The sequence below is a fragment of the Lysinimonas soli genome (assembly GCF_042655435.1).
GTDB classification, from domain to species: Bacteria; Actinomycetota; Actinomycetes; order Actinomycetales; family Microbacteriaceae; genus Lysinimonas; species Lysinimonas soli.
On sequence record NZ_JBHSMG010000002.1, the window covers coordinates 252,525 to 273,410 of the forward strand.

Annotated in this window: 20 protein-coding genes; 4 read left to right on the plus strand and 16 right to left on the minus strand. The window is 69.4% G+C overall.

Translation table 11 applies throughout. The features are described from left to right. The first annotated feature begins 48 nt into the window (after positions 1-48). Entirely contained in the window at positions 49-3,546 is a 3,498-nt protein-coding gene (locus tag ACFPJ4_RS08800) for a bifunctional proline dehydrogenase/L-glutamate gamma-semialdehyde dehydrogenase (protein WP_386740031.1), read from the plus strand. Between the two features lie 30 nt (positions 3,547-3,576). Continuing rightward, entirely contained in the window at positions 3,577-4,410 is an 834-nt protein-coding gene (locus ACFPJ4_RS08805; protein ID WP_386740032.1) for an aldo/keto reductase, read from the plus strand. Between the two features lie 44 nt (positions 4,411-4,454). On the opposite strand, the gene ACFPJ4_RS08810 is transcribed toward ACFPJ4_RS08805, so the two are convergent. Both ACFPJ4_RS08810 and ACFPJ4_RS08815 read right to left on the minus strand, forming a co-directional pair. Beyond that, positions 4,455-4,820 carry a GntR family transcriptional regulator gene (locus tag ACFPJ4_RS08810; protein ID WP_386740033.1) on the minus strand — a complete coding sequence of 122 codons (366 nt, stop codon included), beginning with the start codon at positions 4,818-4,820 and terminating at the stop codon, positions 4,455-4,457. Continuing rightward, positions 4,817-6,286, minus strand: a complete 1,470-nt coding sequence (locus ACFPJ4_RS08815; protein ID WP_386740034.1) for a helix-turn-helix domain-containing protein — start codon at positions 6,284-6,286, stop codon at positions 4,817-4,819. The genes ACFPJ4_RS08810 and ACFPJ4_RS08815 overlap by 4 nt, the downstream gene beginning before the upstream one ends. Before the next feature lie 149 nt (positions 6,287-6,435). Here ACFPJ4_RS08815 and aceA point away from each other — a divergent pair, with 149 nt between their 5' ends. Then, positions 6,436-7,767 carry an isocitrate lyase gene (gene aceA / locus ACFPJ4_RS08820; protein WP_386740035.1) on the plus strand — a complete coding sequence of 444 codons (1,332 nt, stop codon included), beginning with the start codon at positions 6,436-6,438 and terminating at the stop codon, positions 7,765-7,767. Positions 7,768-7,784: 17 nt separating this feature from the next. Continuing rightward, a complete protein-coding gene (gene aceB / locus ACFPJ4_RS08825) occupies positions 7,785-9,437 on the plus strand; it encodes a malate synthase A (protein ID WP_386740036.1) in 1,653 nt (550 codons plus the stop codon). On the opposite strand, the gene csrA is transcribed toward aceB, so the two are convergent. The 14 genes from csrA to ACFPJ4_RS08895 all read right to left on the minus strand — a co-directional run bounded on the left by csrA (position 9,418) and on the right by ACFPJ4_RS08895 (position 20,858). After that, positions 9,418-9,669, minus strand: a complete 252-nt coding sequence (gene csrA, locus ACFPJ4_RS08830) for a carbon storage regulator CsrA (RefSeq protein WP_386740037.1) — start codon at positions 9,667-9,669, stop codon at positions 9,418-9,420. The genes aceB and csrA overlap by 20 nt on opposite strands. A 9-nt stretch (positions 9,670-9,678) precedes the next feature. Continuing rightward, the gene (locus ACFPJ4_RS08835; RefSeq protein WP_386740038.1) at positions 9,679-10,533 is read right to left on the minus strand and encodes a hypothetical protein; all 855 of its coding nucleotides are present in this window, start codon (positions 10,531-10,533) and stop codon (positions 9,679-9,681) included. Then, positions 10,508-12,556 (minus strand): flagellar biosynthesis protein FlhA, encoded by a 2,049-nt coding sequence (locus ACFPJ4_RS08840; RefSeq protein ID WP_386740039.1) that lies wholly within the window; start codon positions 12,554-12,556, stop codon positions 10,508-10,510. Before ACFPJ4_RS08840 ends, ACFPJ4_RS08835 begins: the two co-directional genes overlap by 26 nt. A gap of 16 nt (positions 12,557-12,572) precedes the next feature. Beyond that, entirely contained in the window at positions 12,573-13,661 is a 1,089-nt protein-coding gene (locus ACFPJ4_RS08845) for an EscU/YscU/HrcU family type III secretion system export apparatus switch protein (RefSeq protein WP_386740040.1), read from the minus strand. Then, entirely contained in the window at positions 13,662-14,417 is a 756-nt protein-coding gene (locus ACFPJ4_RS08850) for a flagellar biosynthetic protein FliR (RefSeq protein ID WP_386740041.1), read from the minus strand. A gap of 1 nt (position 14,418) precedes the next feature. Then, the gene (gene fliQ / locus ACFPJ4_RS08855; RefSeq protein ID WP_386740042.1) at positions 14,419-14,691 is read right to left on the minus strand and encodes a flagellar biosynthesis protein FliQ; all 273 of its coding nucleotides are present in this window, start codon (positions 14,689-14,691) and stop codon (positions 14,419-14,421) included. Further along, positions 14,688-15,530, minus strand: a complete 843-nt coding sequence (fliP, locus tag ACFPJ4_RS08860) for a flagellar type III secretion system pore protein FliP (RefSeq protein WP_386740619.1) — start codon at positions 15,528-15,530, stop codon at positions 14,688-14,690. The genes fliQ and fliP overlap by 4 nt, the downstream gene beginning before the upstream one ends. Continuing rightward, on the minus strand, positions 15,527-16,033 hold the full coding sequence (gene fliO / locus ACFPJ4_RS08865) for a flagellar biosynthetic protein FliO (RefSeq protein WP_386740043.1): 507 nt from the start codon (positions 16,031-16,033) through the stop codon (positions 15,527-15,529). Before fliO ends, fliP begins: the two co-directional genes overlap by 4 nt. Further along, positions 16,034-16,735 carry a flagellar motor switch protein FliN gene (gene fliN, locus ACFPJ4_RS08870; RefSeq protein ID WP_386740044.1) on the minus strand — a complete coding sequence of 234 codons (702 nt, stop codon included), beginning with the start codon at positions 16,733-16,735 and terminating at the stop codon, positions 16,034-16,036. Continuing rightward, positions 16,732-17,622, minus strand: a complete 891-nt coding sequence (locus tag ACFPJ4_RS08875; protein WP_386740045.1) for a flagellar motor switch protein FliM — start codon at positions 17,620-17,622, stop codon at positions 16,732-16,734. The genes fliN and ACFPJ4_RS08875 overlap by 4 nt, the downstream gene beginning before the upstream one ends. Positions 17,623-17,668: 46 nt before the next feature. Further along, the gene (locus ACFPJ4_RS08880; protein ID WP_386740046.1) at positions 17,669-18,469 is read right to left on the minus strand and encodes an OmpA/MotB family protein; all 801 of its coding nucleotides are present in this window, start codon (positions 18,467-18,469) and stop codon (positions 17,669-17,671) included. Next, positions 18,466-19,284 (minus strand): motility protein A, encoded by an 819-nt coding sequence (locus tag ACFPJ4_RS08885; protein ID WP_386740047.1) that lies wholly within the window; start codon positions 19,282-19,284, stop codon positions 18,466-18,468. The genes ACFPJ4_RS08880 and ACFPJ4_RS08885 overlap by 4 nt, the downstream gene beginning before the upstream one ends. Continuing rightward, positions 19,284-19,577 carry a flagellar FlbD family protein gene (locus ACFPJ4_RS08890; RefSeq protein ID WP_386740048.1) on the minus strand — a complete coding sequence of 98 codons (294 nt, stop codon included), beginning with the start codon at positions 19,575-19,577 and terminating at the stop codon, positions 19,284-19,286. The genes ACFPJ4_RS08885 and ACFPJ4_RS08890 overlap by 1 nt, the downstream gene beginning before the upstream one ends. Before the next feature lie 105 nt (positions 19,578-19,682). Then, positions 19,683-20,858 carry a flagellar hook protein FlgE gene (locus tag ACFPJ4_RS08895; RefSeq protein ID WP_386740049.1) on the minus strand — a complete coding sequence of 392 codons (1,176 nt, stop codon included), beginning with the start codon at positions 20,856-20,858 and terminating at the stop codon, positions 19,683-19,685. Positions 20,859-20,886 lie beyond the last annotated feature (28 nt).

Below are 20,886 nucleotides of genomic sequence, written 5' to 3' on the forward strand. Positions count from 1 at the left end.
CTTCCTGAATTGCGGCCGGGACGGGTCGTCGCCGACCAGACTGGAGGAGTGACCCTCCCCCCGAACGAGCCCGTGCGACCGAAGTCGACGGGCGATCTGCCGTCCGTCGACGAGACCGTCGCCCTCGTGCGGCGCTGGCTGAAGGCCACCGCCGGGGTCGCCCCCGACCCGAGTGCCGCCCGCCTGGCGGGGGTGCTGAAGGATCCGCGCGGCCTGGACTTCACGATCGGCTTCGTCGACAAGGTCGTCCGCCCCGAAGACCTGCGGGTCGCCGGCAAGAACCTCGAGATCCTCGCCCATCGCATCCCGGCCTTCCTTCCCTGGTACCTGCGCGCGGCGATCGCGGTCGGCGGCGGCTTCGCGCGCATCCTGCCGTGGCCGATCATCCCGATCGCGCGCGGGGTGCTGCGCCGCATGGTCGCCCACCTCGTGGTCGACGCCGACCCCAAGAAGCTCGGCGCGACGCTCAGTCGCCTGCGCACCCGTGGCATCCGGCTCAACGTGAACCTGCTCGGCGAGGCCGTGCTCGGCGACCGCGAGGCGCGGAGCCGGCTCGGCGGCACGATGGAGCTGCTGGCCCGGGATGACGTCGACTACGTGTCGGTCAAGGTCTCGTCGGTCGTCAGCCAGTTGTCGATGTGGGGCTTCGACGAGACGGTCGCGCGCGTCGTCGAGCGGCTGACCCCGTTGTACGAGCAGGCCGCGGCGTCTCGCTCGACCAAGTTCATCAACCTCGACATGGAGGAGTACCGCGACCTCGACCTCACGATCGCGGTGTTCACGACGCTGCTCAGCACGCCGTCGCTCGCACAGCTCGAGGCGGGCATCGTGCTGCAGGCCTACCTGCCCGACTCGGTCGACGCGCTCGACCGGCTGACCGTGTGGGCCCGGGACCGCGTGCTGCGCGGCGGAGCCGGCATCAAGGTGCGCATCGTGAAGGGCGCGAACCTCGCCATGGAACACGTCGACGCGACGGTGCACGGCTGGCCCCTGGCGACCTGGCCGAGCAAGCGCGAGACCGACACCAACTACAAGCGTCTGCTCGTGCGCGCCTTCACGCAGCAGAACACGGATGCGGTGCGCATCGGCGTCGCCGGTCACAATCTCTTCGACCTGGCCTTCGCCTGGCTTCTGGCCCAGCGCCGTGGCGTCACCCACCGGGTGGAGGTCGAGATGCTGCTCGGCATGGCGACGGCCCAGGCCGACGCCGTGCGCAAAGAGACCGGCGGCCTGCTGCTCTACACGCCGGTCGTGGGCGGCGACGAGTTCGATTCGGCGATCAGCTACCTGGTGCGACGGCTCGAAGAGAACGCCTCGAGCGAGAACTTCATGTCGGCGGTGTTCGACCTCGACGACCCCGCGGTGTTCGCCCGGGAGGCGGAGCGCTTCGCGGCGTCGCTCGCCGGGCTCGACGACCGGGTGCCGACGCCGCGCCGCGTCCAGAACCGGCTGCACCCGGCCCTGCCGGTCACGCCGCCCGAGTTCGAGAACGAGCCGGACACCGACCCGGCGCTGGCGGCCAACCGCGAGTGGGGTCGCGCGATCCTCGAGCGCAGCGCCGACTCCGGCCTCGGGGTGGCGACCCTCGCCGCCGCCGCGGTGAGCGATCTGCCGGCTCTGCAGCAGCGCATCCGCAGCAGCGCCTCGGCGGGTGCGGATTGGTCCCGCACGACCGGAGCCGACCGGGCCGAGCTGCTCGACCGGGTCGGCGAGGTGCTGTCGGTGTTCCGCGGCCGGCTGATCGAGGTCATGGCGGCCGAGACGGGCAAGACGATCGCCGAGGCGGATGTCGAGGTCAGCGAGGCGGTCGACTTCGCCCACTACTACGCCGCACGGGCGCGGGAACTCGACTCGATCGAGGGCGCGACCTTCGTGCCGGAGCCCCTCATCCTGGTCGTGCCGCCGTGGAACTTCCCGGTGTCGATTCCCGCGGGCGGGGTGCTGTCGGCGCTCGCCGCGGGAAGCGCCGTCGTGCTGAAGCCCGCGCCCCAGGCCCGCCGCTGCGGTGCGGTGCTCGCCGAGGCGATCTGGGAGGGCGGCATCCCCCGCGAGGTGTTCGACCTCGTGGACGTGGATGAGGGCGAGCTCGGCCAAGCGCTCGTCACCGCGCCCGAGGTCGGCCGGGTGGTGCTCACGGGCGGCTACGACACGGCAGCCCTGTTCCGCTCCTGGAAGCCCGAGCTCCCCCTGCTGGCCGAGACCAGCGGCAAGAACGCGATCGTCGTCACCCCGAGCGCCGACCTCGACCTCGCGGTGAACGACGTCGTGAAGAGCGCGTTCGGCAACGCGGGGCAGAAGTGCTCGGCGGCGTCCCTCGTGATCCTGGTCGGCTCGGTCGCCGAGTCGGAGCGGTTCCGGCGGCAGCTCGCCGACGCGGTCAGCACGCTCGCGGTCGGGTACCCCGACGATCCGGCGACCCAGATGGGTCCGGTCGTCGAACCGGTCGGCGGCAAGCTCGCGCGCGGTCTCACGGCGCTCGCCGAGGGCGAGAGCTGGCTGGTCAGGCCGCGACAGCTCGACGGCACCGAACGGCTGTGGTCGCCGGGCGTGCGCGACGGGGTCGCGCCCGGCAGCGAATTCCACCTGACCGAGTACTTCGGTCCGGTGCTGGGCATCATGCAGGCGGCGACCCTCGGCGACGCCCTCGACCTGCAGAACGCGGTCGCCTACGGGCTGACGGCCGGCATCCATTCGCTCGATCCGGATGAGGTGGCGGGCTGGCTCTCTCGGGTGCAGGCCGGCAACCTCTACGTCAACCGCCCCATCACGGGCGCGATCGTGCGACGTCAGCCGTTCGGCGGCTGGAAGCGCTCGGCGGTCGGACCGGGCGCGAAGGCCGGCGGACCCAACACCCTGTACGTGCTCGGCAGCTGGGAGCCCGTGGCCGCGCCGCCGAGCGGCGAACTGGGGCTCGCGGGCCTGGATGCGCGGGTGTCCGCCGTGATCGAGGCCTCGCAGCCGGCGCTGGACTACGAGGAGTTCGAGTCGGTGCGCCGGGGGGCGTTCTCGGATGCCGCGGCCTGGGATGCCGAGTTCTCGGTCTCGCGCGACGTCTCGGCGCTCGGCGTCGAGCGCAACGTGTTCCGCTACCGCCCGGCATCGACGACGATCCGGCTCGCCGAGGGCGGCTCGCTCGCCGAGTTCGTCCGTGCCCTCGCGGCCGGGGTGCTGGCGCGCGCGCGGTTGCGGCTGAGCTCGGCGGTGCCGCTTCCGGCCGGGCTGCTGCCCTTGATCGGCGCGGTCGACCTCGGGGGCGAACTCGTGTTCGGCATCCGGTCGCTGGTGATCGAGGGCGATGCCGCCTTCGCGGCGCGGGCGCGCACCGAGCTCCCGTCGCGGGTGCGTCTGGTCGCACCGCGCGGGTCGCGGGTCGCGGGAGAGCTGTCGGTCGCGATCGACGGATCGCCGGACGTCGCGATCTGGGCCGGTCCGGTCACGAGCGCCGGGCGCATCGAGATGCTGCCGTTCCTGCGCGAGCAGTCGATCTCGATCACCGCCCATCGCTTCGGCAACCCCGATCGCGGCATGTCGGCCCTGGCCGTCTGAGGCGCATCCGACGCGGCCTAGGCTGGATCGGTGGCCACGATCCCGTCCGTCCTGCTCAACACCGGCGCCTCGATCCCGCAGCTCGGGCTCGGCACCTGGCCGCTCGATGACGCGCAGGCGGCGGATGCCGTGGTCGCGGCATCGGAACTCGGTTACCGCCACATCGACACGGCCACCAAGTACGGCAACGAGGCCGGCGTGGGGGAGGGCATCCGGCGCAGCGGGATCCCGCGCGAGGAGTTCTTCGTCACGACCAAGCTCGACGGCGGATTCCAGGGCGGTGGCCGCGCGGTCGGAGGGCTGCAGGCGGCACTCGACCGGATGAGGTTCGACTACGTCGATCTGCTGCTGATCCACTGGCCGCTGCCCGAACGGGGGCTGTTCGTCGACACCTGGCGCACGTTCGAGACTCTGCTGCACGACGGCCGGGCGCGCGCGATCGGTACGTCGAACTTCACGCCACGCCACCTCGAGATCCTGCTCGCGGCGACCGAGGTCGTGCCCGCGGTCAATCAGGTGCAGCTCAGCCCCGAGATTCCCCGCGCCGACCATCGCGCCTTCGACGCCGCGCACGGGATCATCACCGAGTCGTGGAGCCCGCTCGGCGGCTCCGGCGGCTCGCTGCTCGACTCGCCGGTGCTCGCGGCGATCGGCGAGAAGCACGGCAGGTCGCCGGCGCAGGTCACGCTGCGCTGGCACGTGCAGAACAGCCTGGTCGCGATCCCGAAGAGCAGCTCTCCGACCCGGATGGCCGAGAACCTGGCCGTCTTCGATTTCGAACTCGACGCCGCCGATCTCGAGCAGATCGCGACCCTCTCGCTCGGACCGGATGCCGGTGTCGACGCCGACCGCGTCGGCCACTAGCCGCGCCCGCCGCTGACCTCGCGACCCGCGCGCCGGCGCGCGCGTCAGTCGCGCAGCGCCGCGTCCACGTAGGCGAGGGCCGACTCGAGGCTGATCCCGAGCGAACGGATGCGCGCGGCATAGTCGGCGGCGGCCTCCTGAGCGGCGTGCGCCGCGGCATCCGCCGACAGCGCGATGAACGTGCCGTTGCGCCCGCGCGTCTCGACCGCCCCCGCGGCCTCGAGCTCGCGGTAGCTGCGCGCCACCGTGTTGGCCGCGAGGCCCAGCTGTTCCGCGAGGGCCCGCACCGTCGGGAGGCGGCTGCCGGCGGCGAGCGAGCCGTCGGCGATGCCGGCGAGCACCCCTTGGCGCAGCTGCTCGAACGGCGGCGTCGCCGACCGCGGATCGATGGTGATGCCCTCGAGGGTCACGAGGCGCTCGGCGCGTGCGTCTCGAGGAACTCGTAGACATCGGTGAGGTCGACGCCCGTGAAGGTGCCGGTCGGCAGGGCGGCCAGCAGCGACGACTCGAGCCGCGCGCTCGGCCAGGCCTTGTCGGCCCAGCGCGACGCCAGCTCGGCGGGAGGCTGTCGGCAGCAGCTCGGGTCGGGACAGGTCGACACCATCCGCCGCGTCGTGTCGCGCCCGCGAAACCACTTGGCGTGCGCGAACGGCGTCCCGACGCTGACCGAGAACACGCCGCTCGATGTCGACTGGATGCTCGAGGTGCACCACGAGGTGCCCGCCGGTTTGTCGGTGTACTGGTGGTACGGGCTGAAGCGGTCCTCGACGTCGAAGACCTGCCGCGCGCTCCACTTGCGGCAGATGAACTGCCCTTCGATCGAGCCGAGCGCGTCGGTGGGGAAGGCGACGCCGTCGTTCTCGTAGGCCTTCGACAGCGCCCCGCTCTCGTGCACCTTGAGGAAGTGCACGGGCAGCCCGAGGTGCTGCGTCGCCAGGTTGGTGAAGCGGTGCGCCGCGGTCTCGTAGCTCACCGCGAAGGCGTCGCGCAGATCCTCGACCGAGAGCTCGCGCGCCTGCTTGGCCGCCGTGAGGAACTCGACGGCGCTCTGCTCGGGCAGCATCAGGGCGCCGGCCAGGTAGTTGGTCTCGACGCGCTGACGGAGGAAGTCGGCGATGTCCCGCGGCTCCGGCCGGCCCAGCACATGGGCGGCGAGCGCCTGCAGCAGCTCGGATCGCGGGTCGTTGCCGTTCGAGCGCACCGGCAGGTAGATGCGTCCGTTCGCCTGGTCGGTCACGCTCCGGGTCGTGCTCGGCAGGTCGCCGACGTAGTGCAGCGTGAACCCCAGGTGCGCCGCGAGATCGGATGCCACCCGCTGCGACAGCGGACCGCCGCGATGTCCGACGGCCGCGAGCAGCCCGCGCGCGGTCTGCTCGAGCTCGGGAAAGTAGTTGCCGCGCTTGCGCTGCTCGGCGCGCAGCTCGGTGTTGGCGCGCCGCGCCTCCTCGGGGGTGGCGGCCCGCTCGCGGTGCAGGCGCTCGAGCTCGTCGTGCAGACCGAGGATGGTCTCGATGGCCTCATCGCTCAGGGTCTTGCGCACGGGAAGCGCGGGGAGGGGCAGCGAGGCGTAGAGCGGTCCGCGCTGGGCGCGCTCGAGGGCGATCTCGAGGGCGGCCCGCTTCGAGGGCGCCTCGGGGCTCAGCAGCTCGTCGAGGGTCGTGCCGAGCACCCGCGCGAGCTTCTGCAGTTCGCCCAGCTTGAGCTCGCGCTTGCCGTTCTCGATCACCGACACCTGCGAGGGCGCGCGGTCGATCGCCGAGGCGAGGGCGTCGAGGGTGAGACCGCGGTCCACCCGGAGTTGCCGGATGCGGCGGCCGATCGTCAGGGAGTCGAGCACGTCTTCATCGTCGACGCTGGTGTTCTGCGGAAGGGCCATGCAATCCAGGATGCCATGGCTCTTCTTCGGAAGGACAGAACTTTTGCCGTATTTCTGACCACAATCTTTGCGAAGAGCGTCTCCCGAGGCCGCAGAGTCGAGACAGGACATCACGTCCGGCCCGTCCGGACCCGCAGAAGGAGCACCCCATGACCGACTTCACGAACGCCGCATCGGCCCCGCAGCGCCCCGGCGACCAGACCCAGACCGCCGTCGAGCTGCAGGCCGAGTGGGCAGCGGACCCGCGCTGGGACGGTGTCCGCCGCGACTACACGGCCGAGGATGTCATCGCCCTGCGCGGCGCCGTGCGCGAGGAGCGCACCCTGGCCCGCCGCGGAGCCGAGAAGCTCTGGGAGCTCATCCAGGACAATGACGACCCGAACCAGTGGGTCGCCGCGCTCGGCGCCATCACCGGCAATCAGGCCGTGCAGCAGGTGCGTGCCGGCCTGCAGGCCATCTACCTCTCGGGGTGGCAGGTCGCGGCCGACGGCAACCTCAGCGGCCAGACCTACCCCGACCAGAGCCTGTACCCCGCCAACTCGGTGCCGGCCGTCGTGCGCCGGATCAACAACGCGCTGCTGCGCGCCGGTCAGATCGAGTTCGCCGAGGACGGTCGCGAGAGCCGGGACTGGCTCGCCCCGATCGTCGCCGACGCCGAGGCCGGCTTCGGCGGTCCGCTCAACGCCTACGAGCTCATGCTCTCGATGATCGAGGCCGGGGCGGCGGGCGTGCACTGGGAGGACCAGCTCGCGAGCGAGAAGAAGTGCGGTCACATGGGCGGCAAGGTACTCGTCCCGATCGGGCAGCACATCCGCACCCTCAATGCCGCTCGGCTCGCCGCCGACGTCGCCGGCGTGCCGAGCATCATCATCGCGCGCACCGACGCCCTCGCCGCGACGCTGCTGACGAGCGACCACGACGAGCGCGATCGCCCTTTCCTGACCGGGACGCGCACCGCCGAGGGCTTCTACGAGGTCGAGAACGGGATCGGTCCGGTGCTGGCCCGCGGTCATGCCTACGCGCCGTACGCCGACCTGCTCTGGGTCGAATCGAGCGAGCCCGACATCGAGCTCGCGCGCACCTTCGCCGAGAGCATCCACTCGGAGTTCCCCGACCAGAAGCTGGCGTACAACTGCTCGCCCAGCTTCAACTGGAAGCGCCACCTCGACGACGACCAGATCGCGCGCTTCCAGCGCGAGCTGAGCGCCATGGGGTACGCGTTCCAGTTCATCACCCTTGCCGGTTTCCACTCCCTCAACCACGGGATGTTCGAGCTGGCGCAGGGCTACGCGACTCGTCACATGAGCGCGTACGTCGAGCTGCAGGAGGCGGAGTTCGCCGCCGAAGCGCGCGGCTACACCGCGACCAAGCACCAGCGCGAGGTGGGCACCGGCTACTTCGACCGGATCGCCACCGCCCTCAACCCCGAGAGCGCGACGCTCGCGCTCGTGGGCTCGACCGAGTCCGACCAATTCCACTAGGCCCGAAAGGCACGATCATGACCACGACCACGAAACCCCGCATCGAGGTGCTCGCCGAGCTGGGCGATCGCTTCGACGAGATCCTCACGCCGGAGGCCCTGCAGTTCCTCACCCGGCTGCACGACCAGTTCGCGGGCCGCCGGCACGAGCGCCTGGCGGCGCGGATGCAGCGCCGCACGGCGATCGACAACGGGCGCGACCTGCACTTCCTCGCCGAGACCCGCGCGATCCGCGACGACACCACCTGGCGCGTGGCGGGCCCCGGCCCCGGCCTCGTCGACCGCCGCGTCGAGATCACCGGCCCGACCGATCGCAAGATGACCATCAACGCGATGAACTCCGGAGCGAAGGTCTGGCTCGCCGATCAGGAGGACGCCACGAGCCCCACCTGGTTCAACGTGGTCAACGGACAGCTCAGCCTGTTCGACGCGATCCGCCGCCAGATCGACTTCACCAGTCCCGAGGGCAAGGAGTACCGGCTCGGCGAGACGACGCCGACGATCGTGATGCGCCCGCGCGGCTGGCACCTGGTCGAGAAGCACCTGCGCTACACCGATTCGGCGGGCATCTCGTCGCCGGCGTCGGGCTCGCTGGTCGACTTCGGGTTGTACTTCTTCCACAATGCGAAGGAGCTCATCGCCCGGGGCAGCGGACCCTACTTCTACCTGCCCAAGCTCGAGAGCCACCTCGAGGCACGGCTCTGGGACGACGTGTTCACCTTCTCGGAGAACGCGCTCGGCATCCAGCACGGCACGATCCGTGCGACGGTGCTGATCGAGACGATCCCGGCGGCCTTCGAGATGGACGAGATCCTCTACGAACTGCGCGAGCACTGCGCCGGGCTCAACGCCGGTCGCTGGGACTACATCTTCTCGATCATCAAGAACTTCCGCGGACGCGGGGCGAGCTTCGTGCTCCCCGACCGCTCGAAGATCACGATGACGGTGCCCTTCATGCGGGCATACACCGAGCTGCTGGTGCAGACCTGCCACAAGCGCGGGGCGCACGCCATCGGCGGTATGAGCGCGTTCATCCCGAACCGCAAGAACCCCGCGGTGACGGAGCGCGCCCTCGAGCAGGTCGCGGCCGACAAGCGCCGCGAGGCCGGCGACGGATTCGACGGCACCTGGGTGGCGCATCCGGACCTGGTCGCGACGGCGCAGGCCGAGTTCGATGCCGTGCTCGGCGAGCGCCCCAATCAGGTGGATCGCCAGCGCGACGACGTGCACGTCACCGCCGCCGACCTGCTCGACCTGCGCATCGACGGCGAGGTGACGGATGCCGGCGTGGCCGCCAACGTCTCGATCGCCGTGCGCTACCTCGAGTCGTGGTTGCGCGGAGTGGGAGCGGCGGCGATCGACGACCTCATGGAGGACGCCGCGACCGCCGAGATCAGCCGCTCGCAGCTGTGGCAGTGGATGCACCAGCGGGTCGTGACGGCGGAGGGCACGAGTGTGGATCGGGCACTCGTGACGCGCCTGCTCGACGAGCTGCTCGCTGCGACGCCGCGCTGGGACGGCGATCGCTTCGACGAGGCGGCCGAGGTGTTCCGATCGGTCACTCTCGAGGAGGACTTCCCGACCTTCCTCACGATCGCGGCCTACTCGCGCTACCTGGTCGAGGCGGATGCTCCGGCGCGCGAGCGGGCGGTCACCGACCTGGCGGCGTAGCCGGGTCGACCGTCGACAGGAGCGCGGCGAGTTCGTTCGCCGCGGCGGCCTCGGCCGTCGCGGCGACGTTCGCCTCGGCGATCGCTTCGACGACCTCGTGGCGCTGGATGCGCACGCCCGAGGGCGCGTCGACTCCGATGCGGATCGCGTCACCCTTGATCTCGAGAATGGTGATGACGATGTCGTCTCCGACGAGGATCCGCTCCCCACGTTTGCGCGTCAGGACCAGCACGCGGTCAGCCTATCCCACGGTGTCCGACCACCCCACGGGCAGCCCCAGCGCGTTGACGGACTCGGGGGTCGCCGTCTCCGCACCGTGCAGGACCGCGAGGGCGACGGCGGGAACGCCCGAGCGCACCGCGGCGACCCATGCGGCCGTGTCGTCCGGCTTGCGCGAGGCGTCGACCACGATCCAGATCTGGTCGGCATCGATGGTGCGCAGCATCGGGATGCTCGCCCGGGCGCCGTCCGCTCCGAGCCCGACTCCCCAGGCCAGCAGCCCCACCGAACCCGATGCGACGCACTGTGCCGTGAACGCGGCGGCCTGACGGCGATCATCCACTCGGGGGAGGGCGTCGCCGAGAATCCGGCCCCCCATCCGCACGTCGGATGCTCGTACGTCCCGGGCCAGCGACCGGGCCACCACCATCGCGTCGTCACCGAGTCCGACGAAGAGGATCACGCCGCCCGGTTCGTCGCGCAACCCGGGTACGCCCGCGCCGACCACGAGGCCCGCATTCGGTGCCAGGTCGGAATACGAATGCAATTCGGACATCAGCCGGGCGAAGTCCTCGGTCTGCGTCGAGACGACCGGGATGACGGGTGCCCCGGTCGGGGCCGTGCCGACCCGCTCCGCGCGGTCGGCCTGCTCGAGCAATGCCGCGAGCCCGACCGCACCGCTCGGCTGACGATTCGGCGCAGGCGGGGGGACGTCGACCACGACATCGAGGTACCGTCGGGCGAAGAACCCGCCGACACCGCCCACTCGTACCTCCGAGGCCGACACGATTCGGGCGGTGGCCCCGAACTCGGAACGCACCCGAGCCGTGAGAGCCTGCCTCGACACGTCGTCAAACCGGAATCTGATCGAGGGCACGAACCACTCCTACCGTCTCGATCGTGGGGTGGGCTGCCGTGACTTCGAGATACGAGAGCACGGCAAGGTCGCCGGGATTCGGTGCGAACAGACGTCGCACGGCAGAGCGCAGCGCCGGCGCACAGGCGATCACGACGGGGTCGCCCCCCGCTTCGGCGGCGGTGCGCGCCTGCGTGAGCGAGGTCATGACCGCATGCAGTCGCTCGGGATCGAGAACGATCTGGGGACCCTGCTCCGACGGCCGCATCCCCTCGAGCATCGACTGCTCGAGGAGCGGCTCGATCATGATGACCCGAAGGGTCGAGTCCTTGAGGTGACGCTCGGCGATCACCGGACCGAGCGCCGATCTGGCTGCCTCGATCAGACCGTCGGGATCGGTGGAGACGCGTGCCCGCAGCGCGAGCGCCTCGTAGATGCGCGACAGGTCGTTGATGGGAACCCCCTCGGAGAGGAGCCCCTGCAGCACGCGTTGCACCTCGGCGAGCGTCAGGAGGGAGGGGATCAGTTCGTCGACCGCGGAGGGGTTGATCGACTTGACCCCGTCGGTGAGGACGCGCACGTCCTCGCGGCTGAGCAGGCGTGCGGCGTTGTTCGAGATCACCGACGACAGATGGGTGATGATGACGGAAGCGCGGTCGATCACCGTCGCGCCCCCCAGTTCGGCTCCGTGTCTCAACTCCGCCGGGATCCATTTGCCGGCGAGACCGAACACGGGATCGACGGTCGAGGTGCCCGGGAGGGCCTCGAGGGCGTCGCCGAGCGCGAGCACCTTGCCGGGAGGCGCGATGCCCCGCCCCGCTTCCGTTCCGGCCACCTTGATGACGTAGGTGGACGGCGGCAGTTCGACGCTGTCCCTGGTGCGCACGGGCGGCACGACGATGCCGAGCTCCATCGCGAGGCGACGGCGCAGGGCCCGCACCCGGGACAGCAGGTCGTCGCTCGTTCCCGACGCGAGTTCGACGAGGTCGGGAGCGAGTCGAACCTCGAGGGCGTGAACGCGCATCTGTTCGATCAGATCCTCGGTGCTGTCGGTCGCGTTCGCGGCCGGGGCCTGGCCGGCCGCCTGGGCGATGACGGCCTCTCGGCGCTGCCGCGCTCCGATGCGCCGAGATGCGATGATCAGGCTCAGCCCGGTGACCATGAACGGCACGACCGGCATCCCCGGGATCAGAGCGAGGGCGATGGCGGCGCAGCCGGCGATCAGCACGGCGATCCGGGATTGCGACAGCTGCGACGAGGTCATCGATCCCATATCGGCGTCGACGTTCGACCGCGTGACGATCATGCCGGTGGAGACCGCCATCAGCAGAGCGGGGATCTGGCTCACGAGGCCGTCACCGATCGTCAGCAGCGTGTACTTGCTCACGGCGTCGTTGATCGACATGCCGTTCTGCACCATCCCGATGGCGATCCCGCCGATGATGTTGATCACGATGATCACGATCCCCGCGATCGCGTCGCCTTTCACGAACTTCGACGCGCCATCCATCGACCCGTAGAAGTCCGCTTCGGCCGACACCTCGGCCCGACGTCGCCTGGCCTCCGCTTCGGTGATCGTGCCGGCGTTCAGATCCGCATCGATCGCCATCTGCTTGCCCGGCATGGCGTCGAGGGTGAATCGAGCGCCGACCTCCGCCACGCGCTCCGCGCCCTTGGTGACGACGACGAACTGGATGACCACGAGGATCAGGAAGATGACCGCGCCGATGATGAGCGATCCGCCGACCGCGACCTGTCCGAGCGAGGCGATGACCTGACCGGCGTATCCGGTGCTCAGCACGAGCCGTGTCGACGCGACGTTGAGTCCCAGCCGGAACAGGGTCGCGACCAACAGCAGCGAGGGGAACACCGAGAAGTCCAGGGGCTTCTTGACGAACATCGTGGTCAGCAGGATCACCAGGGCGAACATGATGTTGATGACGATCAGGATGTCGAGCAGCCACGCGGGCACCGGAACGACGAGGAGCATCACGATGCCCACGACTCCCACCGGAACGGCGTAACTCGGCAGCTTCTTGCTCATGTGATTCCCCCGGATTTCAGACGAGAACGGTTGAGGTGGTGAGCTTGTGGACGCCCTGGCCGGCGCCGCGGGACTTGAGGGCGAAGACGAACGCGAGAACCTGAGCGACCGCGCTGTAGAGCTCCTGCGGGATCTCGTCGCCGATGTCGCAGTTCGCGTGCAGGGTGCGCGCGAGCGGGATGTCGTGAACCATGGGGACGCAATGCTCCGCGGCGTTCTCACGGATGCGGGCGGCGACCTCGTCGGCGCCCTTGGCGACGACCCGCGGAGCCGACTTGCCGGGCTCGTACCTCAACGCCACGGCGATGTGGGTGGGGTTCAGCACCACGACGTCGGCCGTGCGCACCGCATCCATCATCCGGCGTCGGCTCATCGCGAACGCGCGCGCCCGTCGCATCCCCTTGATCAGGGGATCGCCCTCGGAGCTCTTGTTCTCGTCCTTGACCTCGCGTTTCGACATCCGGGTGCGCTTCAGGTTCCGTCTCATGACGACGGCCACGTCCGCCGCGGCGACCACGAGTCCGGCGGCGACCGCCGCTTCGATGAGGACGCTCGCGCTCGATTGCGCGACGCCGACCAGCTGGTCGAGGGGGAGGAATCCGGATCCGACGAGTTGGGGCACGACGTTCTGGATGACGGTGAGAAGCACGAGACCGACCACGAGCGTCTTGAGGAGGGCCTTCGCGCCCTCCCACAACGCGTGCGTGCCGAAGACGCGTTTGAGGCCGGCGATCGGGTCGAAGTGCTTGAACGACAGCGAGAACGCCTTGACATGCAGTCCGCCTTGGAGCGCGGCACCGGCGATGACGGCTGCCACGACGGCGACGAACATGGGAGCGAGGGCCGGGATGATGCCGCCGAGTCCCGCGGTGAGGGCATGCACGGCGCCCTGCGGGGTCGGACGGTGGATCACCTCGACGACCAGGGCGAACTGGTTGCGGGTCGAGGCCTGGACGGCGGCGGCGAGCGCGGGGATCGACGCGGCCGCTGCGGCGACCGAGAGCCAGGCGCTGAGGTCCTTCGAGGTCGAGAGCTCGCCCTTGCGGCGGACCTCCTTCATCCGCTTCTCGGTGGCCTGCTCGGTGCGTTCCTGCGATTCGGCCATCTACCCGGCCCTCCCGAGCAGGCTCAGCCCCGACTGCATGACCGACGAGACCACTCCCGGCAGCAGGACGAACAGCACTCCGGCGAACGAGATCGTGATGAGGATCTTGAGCGGATAGCCGAGCGAGAACGCGTTCAGCGCGGGAGCCACCCGGGTGAGGAGGCCGAGTCCGGCGTCGGCGAGGAAGAGCACGAGAATCAGCGGCCCCGCGATCTGCGCCGCAGCGAGGAACGTCTGGCTGAACCCCTGCACGAGGGCCTGCGCCGTGATCGAGAAGTCGGGCATGCCGCTCACCGGGATCGCGGTGAACGACCGGGTGATGCCGGCGATGACCATCTGGTATCCATCGGTCGTGAACAGCAGTGCGATCGCCGTGATCTCGAACAGTCGGGTGAATTGCGCCCCGTCCACGAGCGACTGAGGGTCGTAGCCCTGGGCGAGTTGGAATCCGCCGAACAGGTCGATCAGGCCGCCGGCCGACTGGAGGGCCGCGAAAGCGAGCTGGATCAGGAATCCGAGCCCGAGCCCGACGATGACCTGCATGACCAGGGTCTCGATGAACGGTCCTGTGTCGAGCGGTTGGCTTCCCGCGGACAGGGTCGGGGCGACGGCGACCGCGAGCCCGAGGCCGATCATGACCCGGATGCGATTCTGAAAGGCACCGTGCGAGAACGGTGGCGCGACGATCAGGAAGGCGACGATGCGCACCCCGGCGAGCAGCACCGTCTCGAGCCATCCGAAGTCGGGCAACGACATGTCAGTGGCCCACCAGCGTCGGGATCTGCGCCACCAGGTTGTTCGTGAAGTTGACGATGACGGCGATCATCCATTGGCCGCAGATCACCAGCGCGATCGAGACCGCGACGGCCTTGGGGACGAACGAGAGGCTGGTCTCCTGGATCTGGGTGATCGACTGGAAGACCGAGACGGAGAACCCGACCACGAGAGCCGTGATGAGGATCGGGGCCGCGAGCTCCGCTGCCGTCCAGAGGGCCTGCACGCCGATGTCGATGATGCTGGACGGATTCACCGGGTGCCTCCGTAACTGCCCACCAGCGTCGTGACCAGCAGGCCCCAGCCGTCGACGAGGACGAACAGAAGGATCTTGAACGGCAGCGACACCATCACGGGCGGGAGCATCATCATGCCCATCGCCATGAGCGACGACGAGACGACGATGTCGACGATGAGAAACGGGATGAAGATGACGAAGCCGATGATGAACGCCGAGCGGAGCTGGGAGATCATGAACGCCGGGATCAGCGTCGAGAGCGAGACGGCGGAGGGCGAGGCGGGGTTGGCGCGACCGGCCGCGCGCGTCATGAGGGCCAGGTCCTCCTGACGCGTGTTCGCCAGCATGAAGTGGCGCAGCGGCGCCTCGGCCAAGGTGACGGCGTGCTGGAGGTCGATGCTCCCGTGCAGGTAGGGCTGCAGCGCCGCGTCGTTGATGTTCGAGACGACCGGCCACATGATGAAGATCGACAGGAACAGCGCGAGACCGGCGAGCACCTGGTTCGGCGGGACCGTCTGGAGTCCGAGGGCGTTCCGCGTCATGGCGAGCACGACGAAGATCTTCGTGAATGACGAGACCATGAGGATCAACGACGGCGCGATCGACAGCAGGGTGATCCCGATGATCACCAGGATGCTGTCGGACGGGCCGCCGTTCGGTCCGTTCAGCACGCTCTGCACGAGGCCGTCGATCGAGGGCGCGCTCGGGGTCGGGGCGGGCGTCGGCGCGGTGGCGGCGGAGGCCGTCAGGGTCGGTCCGAGCAGTGCGAGCCCCAGCCCGAGCAGGGTCGCCGCGGTCGACGCGATCGCGACCCGGTGGCCGACCCGGTCGCTGACCAACGCATGGCGAGCCATCATCGCCCGCCGCGAACCGCTGTCCATGCCTGCTTCCACGTCGCCGCGGAGAGGATCGAACCCGACAGCCTCGATGCCGGCGCCGACAGCGGCAGCGCCGGGGCAAGCCCCGTGTCCCGAGACGTCGCCACCGAAGCCGGCGCAGGGCGACGCGGGGCGGTGCCCTGGCCCTGCGCCAGGCTGAGCGCCTCCGCGAAGTCGCGCGAACTCTGGCGCGCCTGCCCGCTCACGATCGCTTCCTCCGTCTCGGCGGCGACCGTCTCGGCCACGGCGTCATGCAACACGGTCACTCCGTGTTCGGTGACGCCGAGGAGGAAGCGCTTGCCGCCGAAGTCGACCACCGCGACACTGGCCTTCGGCCCGAGATTCTGACGGGCGATGACCGAGATCGGCCGTCCTGCTCGCGTGGCGCGACCCCGTGACATGCGGCGCTGCAGCAGCCAGATCGCGGCGATCACGACCCCGAGCGAGACGGCGACGCGGAGCGCCAGGAGCACGGAGTCCACCTAGCGGTCCATGACCTCTGCGTTGTCGAGGATGCGCGTCACGCGCACCGCGAACTCCTGATCGACCACCACGACCTCGCCGTGCGCGATCAGGCGACCGTTCAGGAGGATGTCGGCGGGGGCGCCGACGGCGCGGTCGAGCTCGACCACGGCGCCGACTTCGAGCCCGAGGACGTTGCGGATCGGCATCCGGGTGCGTCCGATCTCGACGGTCAAGGTCATCTCGACCTCGTTGAGGCGACCGAGTCTGCCCTCGATCGACATGGCGGAGCCGGTCGTCGTCGGCTGGCTGCGCAGCCGGATGATGAACCAGCCGAGCACCTCGTCGTCGGCGAGAAGCTCGAAGATGGTCGCTTCGGGATCGGAGAACGAGGCCGCCGCATCTGCCTCGGTGGCCTCGCTGAGCACGCCGGTTCCGAGCACCGCCGCGCTCTCCTGCAGGGCGGGGACGATCACGTCGGTGGGCTTCACCCTGGTCTTCGATCCGGAGGCCTCCGCGAGGAAGGTGTTGTCGATCAGCACGAGCGCGAGGTCGGCCGACGTCTCACCGACGTAGCTCGCCACGACCGCGCTCGCGGCGGCAGGCGGCAGCGGCGACGGGGCATCGGCGACTCTGGCGCGGAGCCTCGCGGTCGCCGGCATGTGCGTGATCAGGGCATCGACGGCGAGCTGCTGCCGAGTGGGCTTTGTGGTGGTTCTCACGATTGCTCCTCCAGAGAGACGATGACGCAGGCCAGCCGCGAGCCGTTCGCCCCGACTGCCGCTCCCGCGACGGTCACGCCGTCGACCGCCACGTCGAGCGGGCGGTGCTGCGGATGAGGAAGACGGATCAGCTCGCCCTCGGCCAACCCCAGGATGTCGGCCGGTCCCACGGTCGCGGGACGCAACCGCAGCGAGAACGAGACCGGAACCGGCGCCAGCTGCACCCTGGTCCGATCGATGCCCGCGGATCGCGAGGTCGCGGCCGAGGGGTCGGCGAGCCCCTCGAGCGGGATGGCCACGGTGGCCGGCGAGATGGCGTCTCCGATGGCGACGACGAAGCGGGCCACGAGCATGAACTGACCGGTGCGGGCCGCCTGGGCCATCTGCGAACTGAACTGGATGTTGTCGAGACCGAGGGTGCCGTCGAGGAGCGCACCGAGCGAGTACGCCAGGTCTTCGAGGAGGTAGCCGATCAGCCGCCCGAGGATCGCGCTCTCGATCGGGGTGAAGGGGCGCGCCGGAGCGGGGATGCTCGCGTCGCCTCCGAGCATCCGTCCGACCCAGCCGAGGGCGACATCCTGCCCGAGTTGCAGAACCGCGCGGCTCGAGAGTTCGGCCACCCGGAGGATGACCATGGTGGTCTGATCGGGTAGCGCGTCGGCGTATTCGCCATAGCGTTCGACATCGACCGACTCGACCTCGACGTGAGCGACCGCGTGCGTCATCGCGGTGAGTTGGGTCGCCCACTGCCGCGAGAAGTTGTCGAAGGCCAGGGCGAGCGCACGCATCTTCTCGCGACCGAGCGTCGTCGGGCGCTGGAAGTCGTAGACCTCGATCGCCGGCGTCGCCGTGCGCGCAGTCGCATCGCCCGAGACCTGAACCGTCATGCAGTGCACTATCGGCGGGCGCTCCGGCGCGGTTAGCCGAGCGGCGCTATCGGTGCTCCGCCGCGAGCACCTGGGCCATCAGCACCTTGACGTCGTCGGTGGCCGCCGAGCGGATGACGATGTCGACCCGGCGGTTGAGGCCGTATTGACTCGGCGGCATGTCGGGCGACAACGGCCGAGCCGAGCCGTACGACGAGGAGTAGATCTGGGTCTGCGCGACCCCCGTGATCGTGACCAGGTACTTGAGCACCGCCGTGGAGCGCGCGGCGGCGAGGTCCCAGTCGGAAGCGTAGGGCGCCGGAGTCGAGTGGCTGTCGGCGTGCCCCTCGACGGCCACCTGGTTCGGAATCGTGGTGAGCACGGGGCCGATGATGTTCAGGATCCGGTCGGTGTCGGGTTGCAGCACGGCGCTGTTGCCGGTGAAGAAGGAGGCGGCGCCGACGAGACTGATCGTCAGCCCATCGCTCGTGATCGAGAAGGACACGCTCGAGGAGAGACCCTGAGCCTGCAGCGACTGCGCGATCGAGTTCTGCACCGAGGTCAGTCTCGCCACCTCGCTGACCGCCGCGTTGTAGTTCGTCGTGTCGACACCCTTCTTGCCCGCGTCGGCCGCGGGCACCACGATCCCGCGCGCCGTGTCGATCTTCTCGGTCTTGGTCACGCCGAATCCGGTCGACAGCGCGAGCCTGAGCTTCTCGAACTTGTCCTTATCGACAGTCGACATGGCGTACAGGACGATGAACAGGCACATCAGCACGGTGACCATGTCCATGTAGGAGGTCGTCCAGCGTTCGCTTCCGCCGGCTTCGTGTTCGCCCCCGTGCGAGAGCTTGTGGCGCCGGGTCATGCCGCTTCCTTCATGGGCTTGCCCTTGTCCTTCGGCTCCTTGATGCCTTTCGATCCCTTCTCTCTCGAATCGGTCACCGTGATCATCGCGCGCAGACGCTCGCCGACGACGCGGGGCTGACTGCCCTCCTGAACGGCGAGCACGCCTTCGAGCAGCACGTGCATCCGTTCGATGTTGAGATCGGCGAGACGGGACAGCCGGGCGCCGAGAGGAAGCCAGATGATGTTGGCCGAGAGCACGCCCCAGAGGGTCGCGACGAACGCGCCGGCGATCGACGGGCCGAGCGTGGCCGGGTCGGAGAGGTGCTCGAGCACGTGGGTGAGCGAGATGACCGTTCCGATGATGCCGATGGTGGGGGCGTAACCGCCAAGGCCGTTGAAGAACTTGGCGGCGGCGCGCTGCTCGCGCTCCTCCGTGGCGACCTGCTCCTCCAGGAGGTTGCGGAGTTCCTCGGCGTCCATCCCGTCTGCGATGTTCTGGAGGGCGGCCTTGAGGAACGGGTCCTTGACGTTCTGCGCCTCGGCCTCCAGCGCCAGAAGACCCTCCTTACGAGCACGGTCGGCGATCGAGACCACCTGGTCGATGAGGGTGACGGGCTGCGCGAGCCGCCCGCGGAGCGCGCGAGGCAATGCCTTCGCCGCGCGGAGCATGTCGGGGATCGTGCCGCTCGCGATGCCGACCGCGATTGTCGCGCCGAACACCAGGATCATGGGGGCGGGAAGAAGAAGGGAGCTGACGCTCGAGCCCTCGAGCACGACCATCGAGCCGATGGAGCCGAACGCGAGCACCAATCCGATGATGGTGGCCGGATCCATCAGTTCGACCTTCCGCGTTTGGGCGAGCCGGCGGGCAGCGGCTGCTCGGGGAAGGGGACGAGCAGGCCGGCCGATGCCGGGGCACCCTCGTCGAGGTCTCGGAACCTGGCGAGCGAGATCACCCGGGCGCGAAAACGAGCCATGAGGTCGATCACCTCGTCCATCGATTCCTTCACGATGTACGTGGTGCCGTCGACCAGGGTCAACGTGGTGTCGGGATTGCTGTGCATCCGCTCGACGAGGTCGGGGTTCACTGCGAATTGGCTGTCATTCAGCCTCGTGAGGATGATCATGGTGGCTTTCCTTGCCCTGTGAATGCGCCTTCAATGGCTTGGATCACACTGTCGGCTGCTTGGCGCCGCGCGTTAGGACGCGGCGCCAAGCAGCCGAGACGACGGTCAGCGCTGCATCTGGTTCAGGTCCTGCAGGATCTGGTCGGAGGTCGTGATGATGCGAGCGTTCGCTTCGAACCCGCGCTGCGCGACGATCAGGTCGGAGAACTCCTGCGTGAGGTCGACGTTCGACATCTCGAGGGAGCCTCCGACGAGAGTCCCGAATCCGTTCGTGCCCGCGATGCCGAGGGTCGCGGGCCCGGATGCGATCGTCGGGGTGTAGTCGGACGAGCCGGCCTTGGCGAGACCGCCGGGATTGGTGAAGTTGGCGAGCGCGATCTGGGCGATCGTCTCGGTCGCTCCATTGCTGTACGAGCCGACCAGCTTGCCGTCGCTCGACAGGCTGTAGGACTGGAGCGTGCCCGATGCCCGCCCGTCCTGGCCCGAGAGGGAGGCGGTCTGCAGCGCGGCGTACCCCGTGGTCGAGCTCATGTCGACGGTGACCCCTCCGACCGTGAGGGATCCCCCCGAGACGAGGGCTCCGTTGGCGAACGTCATGCTCGCGGCTCCGGTCGCGCCGGTGCCGTCGGCGCCGACGACATCCCAGCCCGCCGCCGTCTTGGTGAACGTGAGGTTGAGGCTGCGAGAGGCGCCCGTGCTGTCGTACACGCCCTCGGTCTCGGTCACCGAGGTTCCGACTGCCGCATCCGAGGGCAGGTTGCCCGACAGCGTGGTCTTCGTCGTGGCGACGGCCGGGGCCACCGAGTTGCTGGGCAGGGTGATGGTGCTCAGAGGCGCGTTGCCCGACGGCACGACGCCGTTCGTCGCCGTCCACCCCTGCACGAGCGAGCCGTCGGGTGCCGCGAGTTGCCCGTCTGCGTCGAAGGTGAAGCTTCCCGCGCGGGTGTACATGGTCTGGCCGCCCGACTTGACGGTGAAGAACCCGTCGCCCGAGATCATCATGTCGGTGGGCTTGCCCGTCGAGTTCGTCGAGCCCTGAGTGAAGTCGGTCGCGATCCCGGCCACCTTCACCCCCAGCCCGACCTGTGCCGGGTTGGTGCTCCCGACCTCGGCGTTGCTGCCGCCTGCGGAGTGCAGCATCTGCGAGAGCGTGTCTTCGAACTGGGTCGAACTGGACTTGAACCCCGTCGTGTTGACGTTGGCGATGTTGTTGGCCGTGACATCCAGCATCGTCTGGTGGGCCTGAAGGCCCGAAATGCCTGAATCAAGTGAGCGAAGCATGGCGAATCCCCTTTTTTCTTCTCTGGAC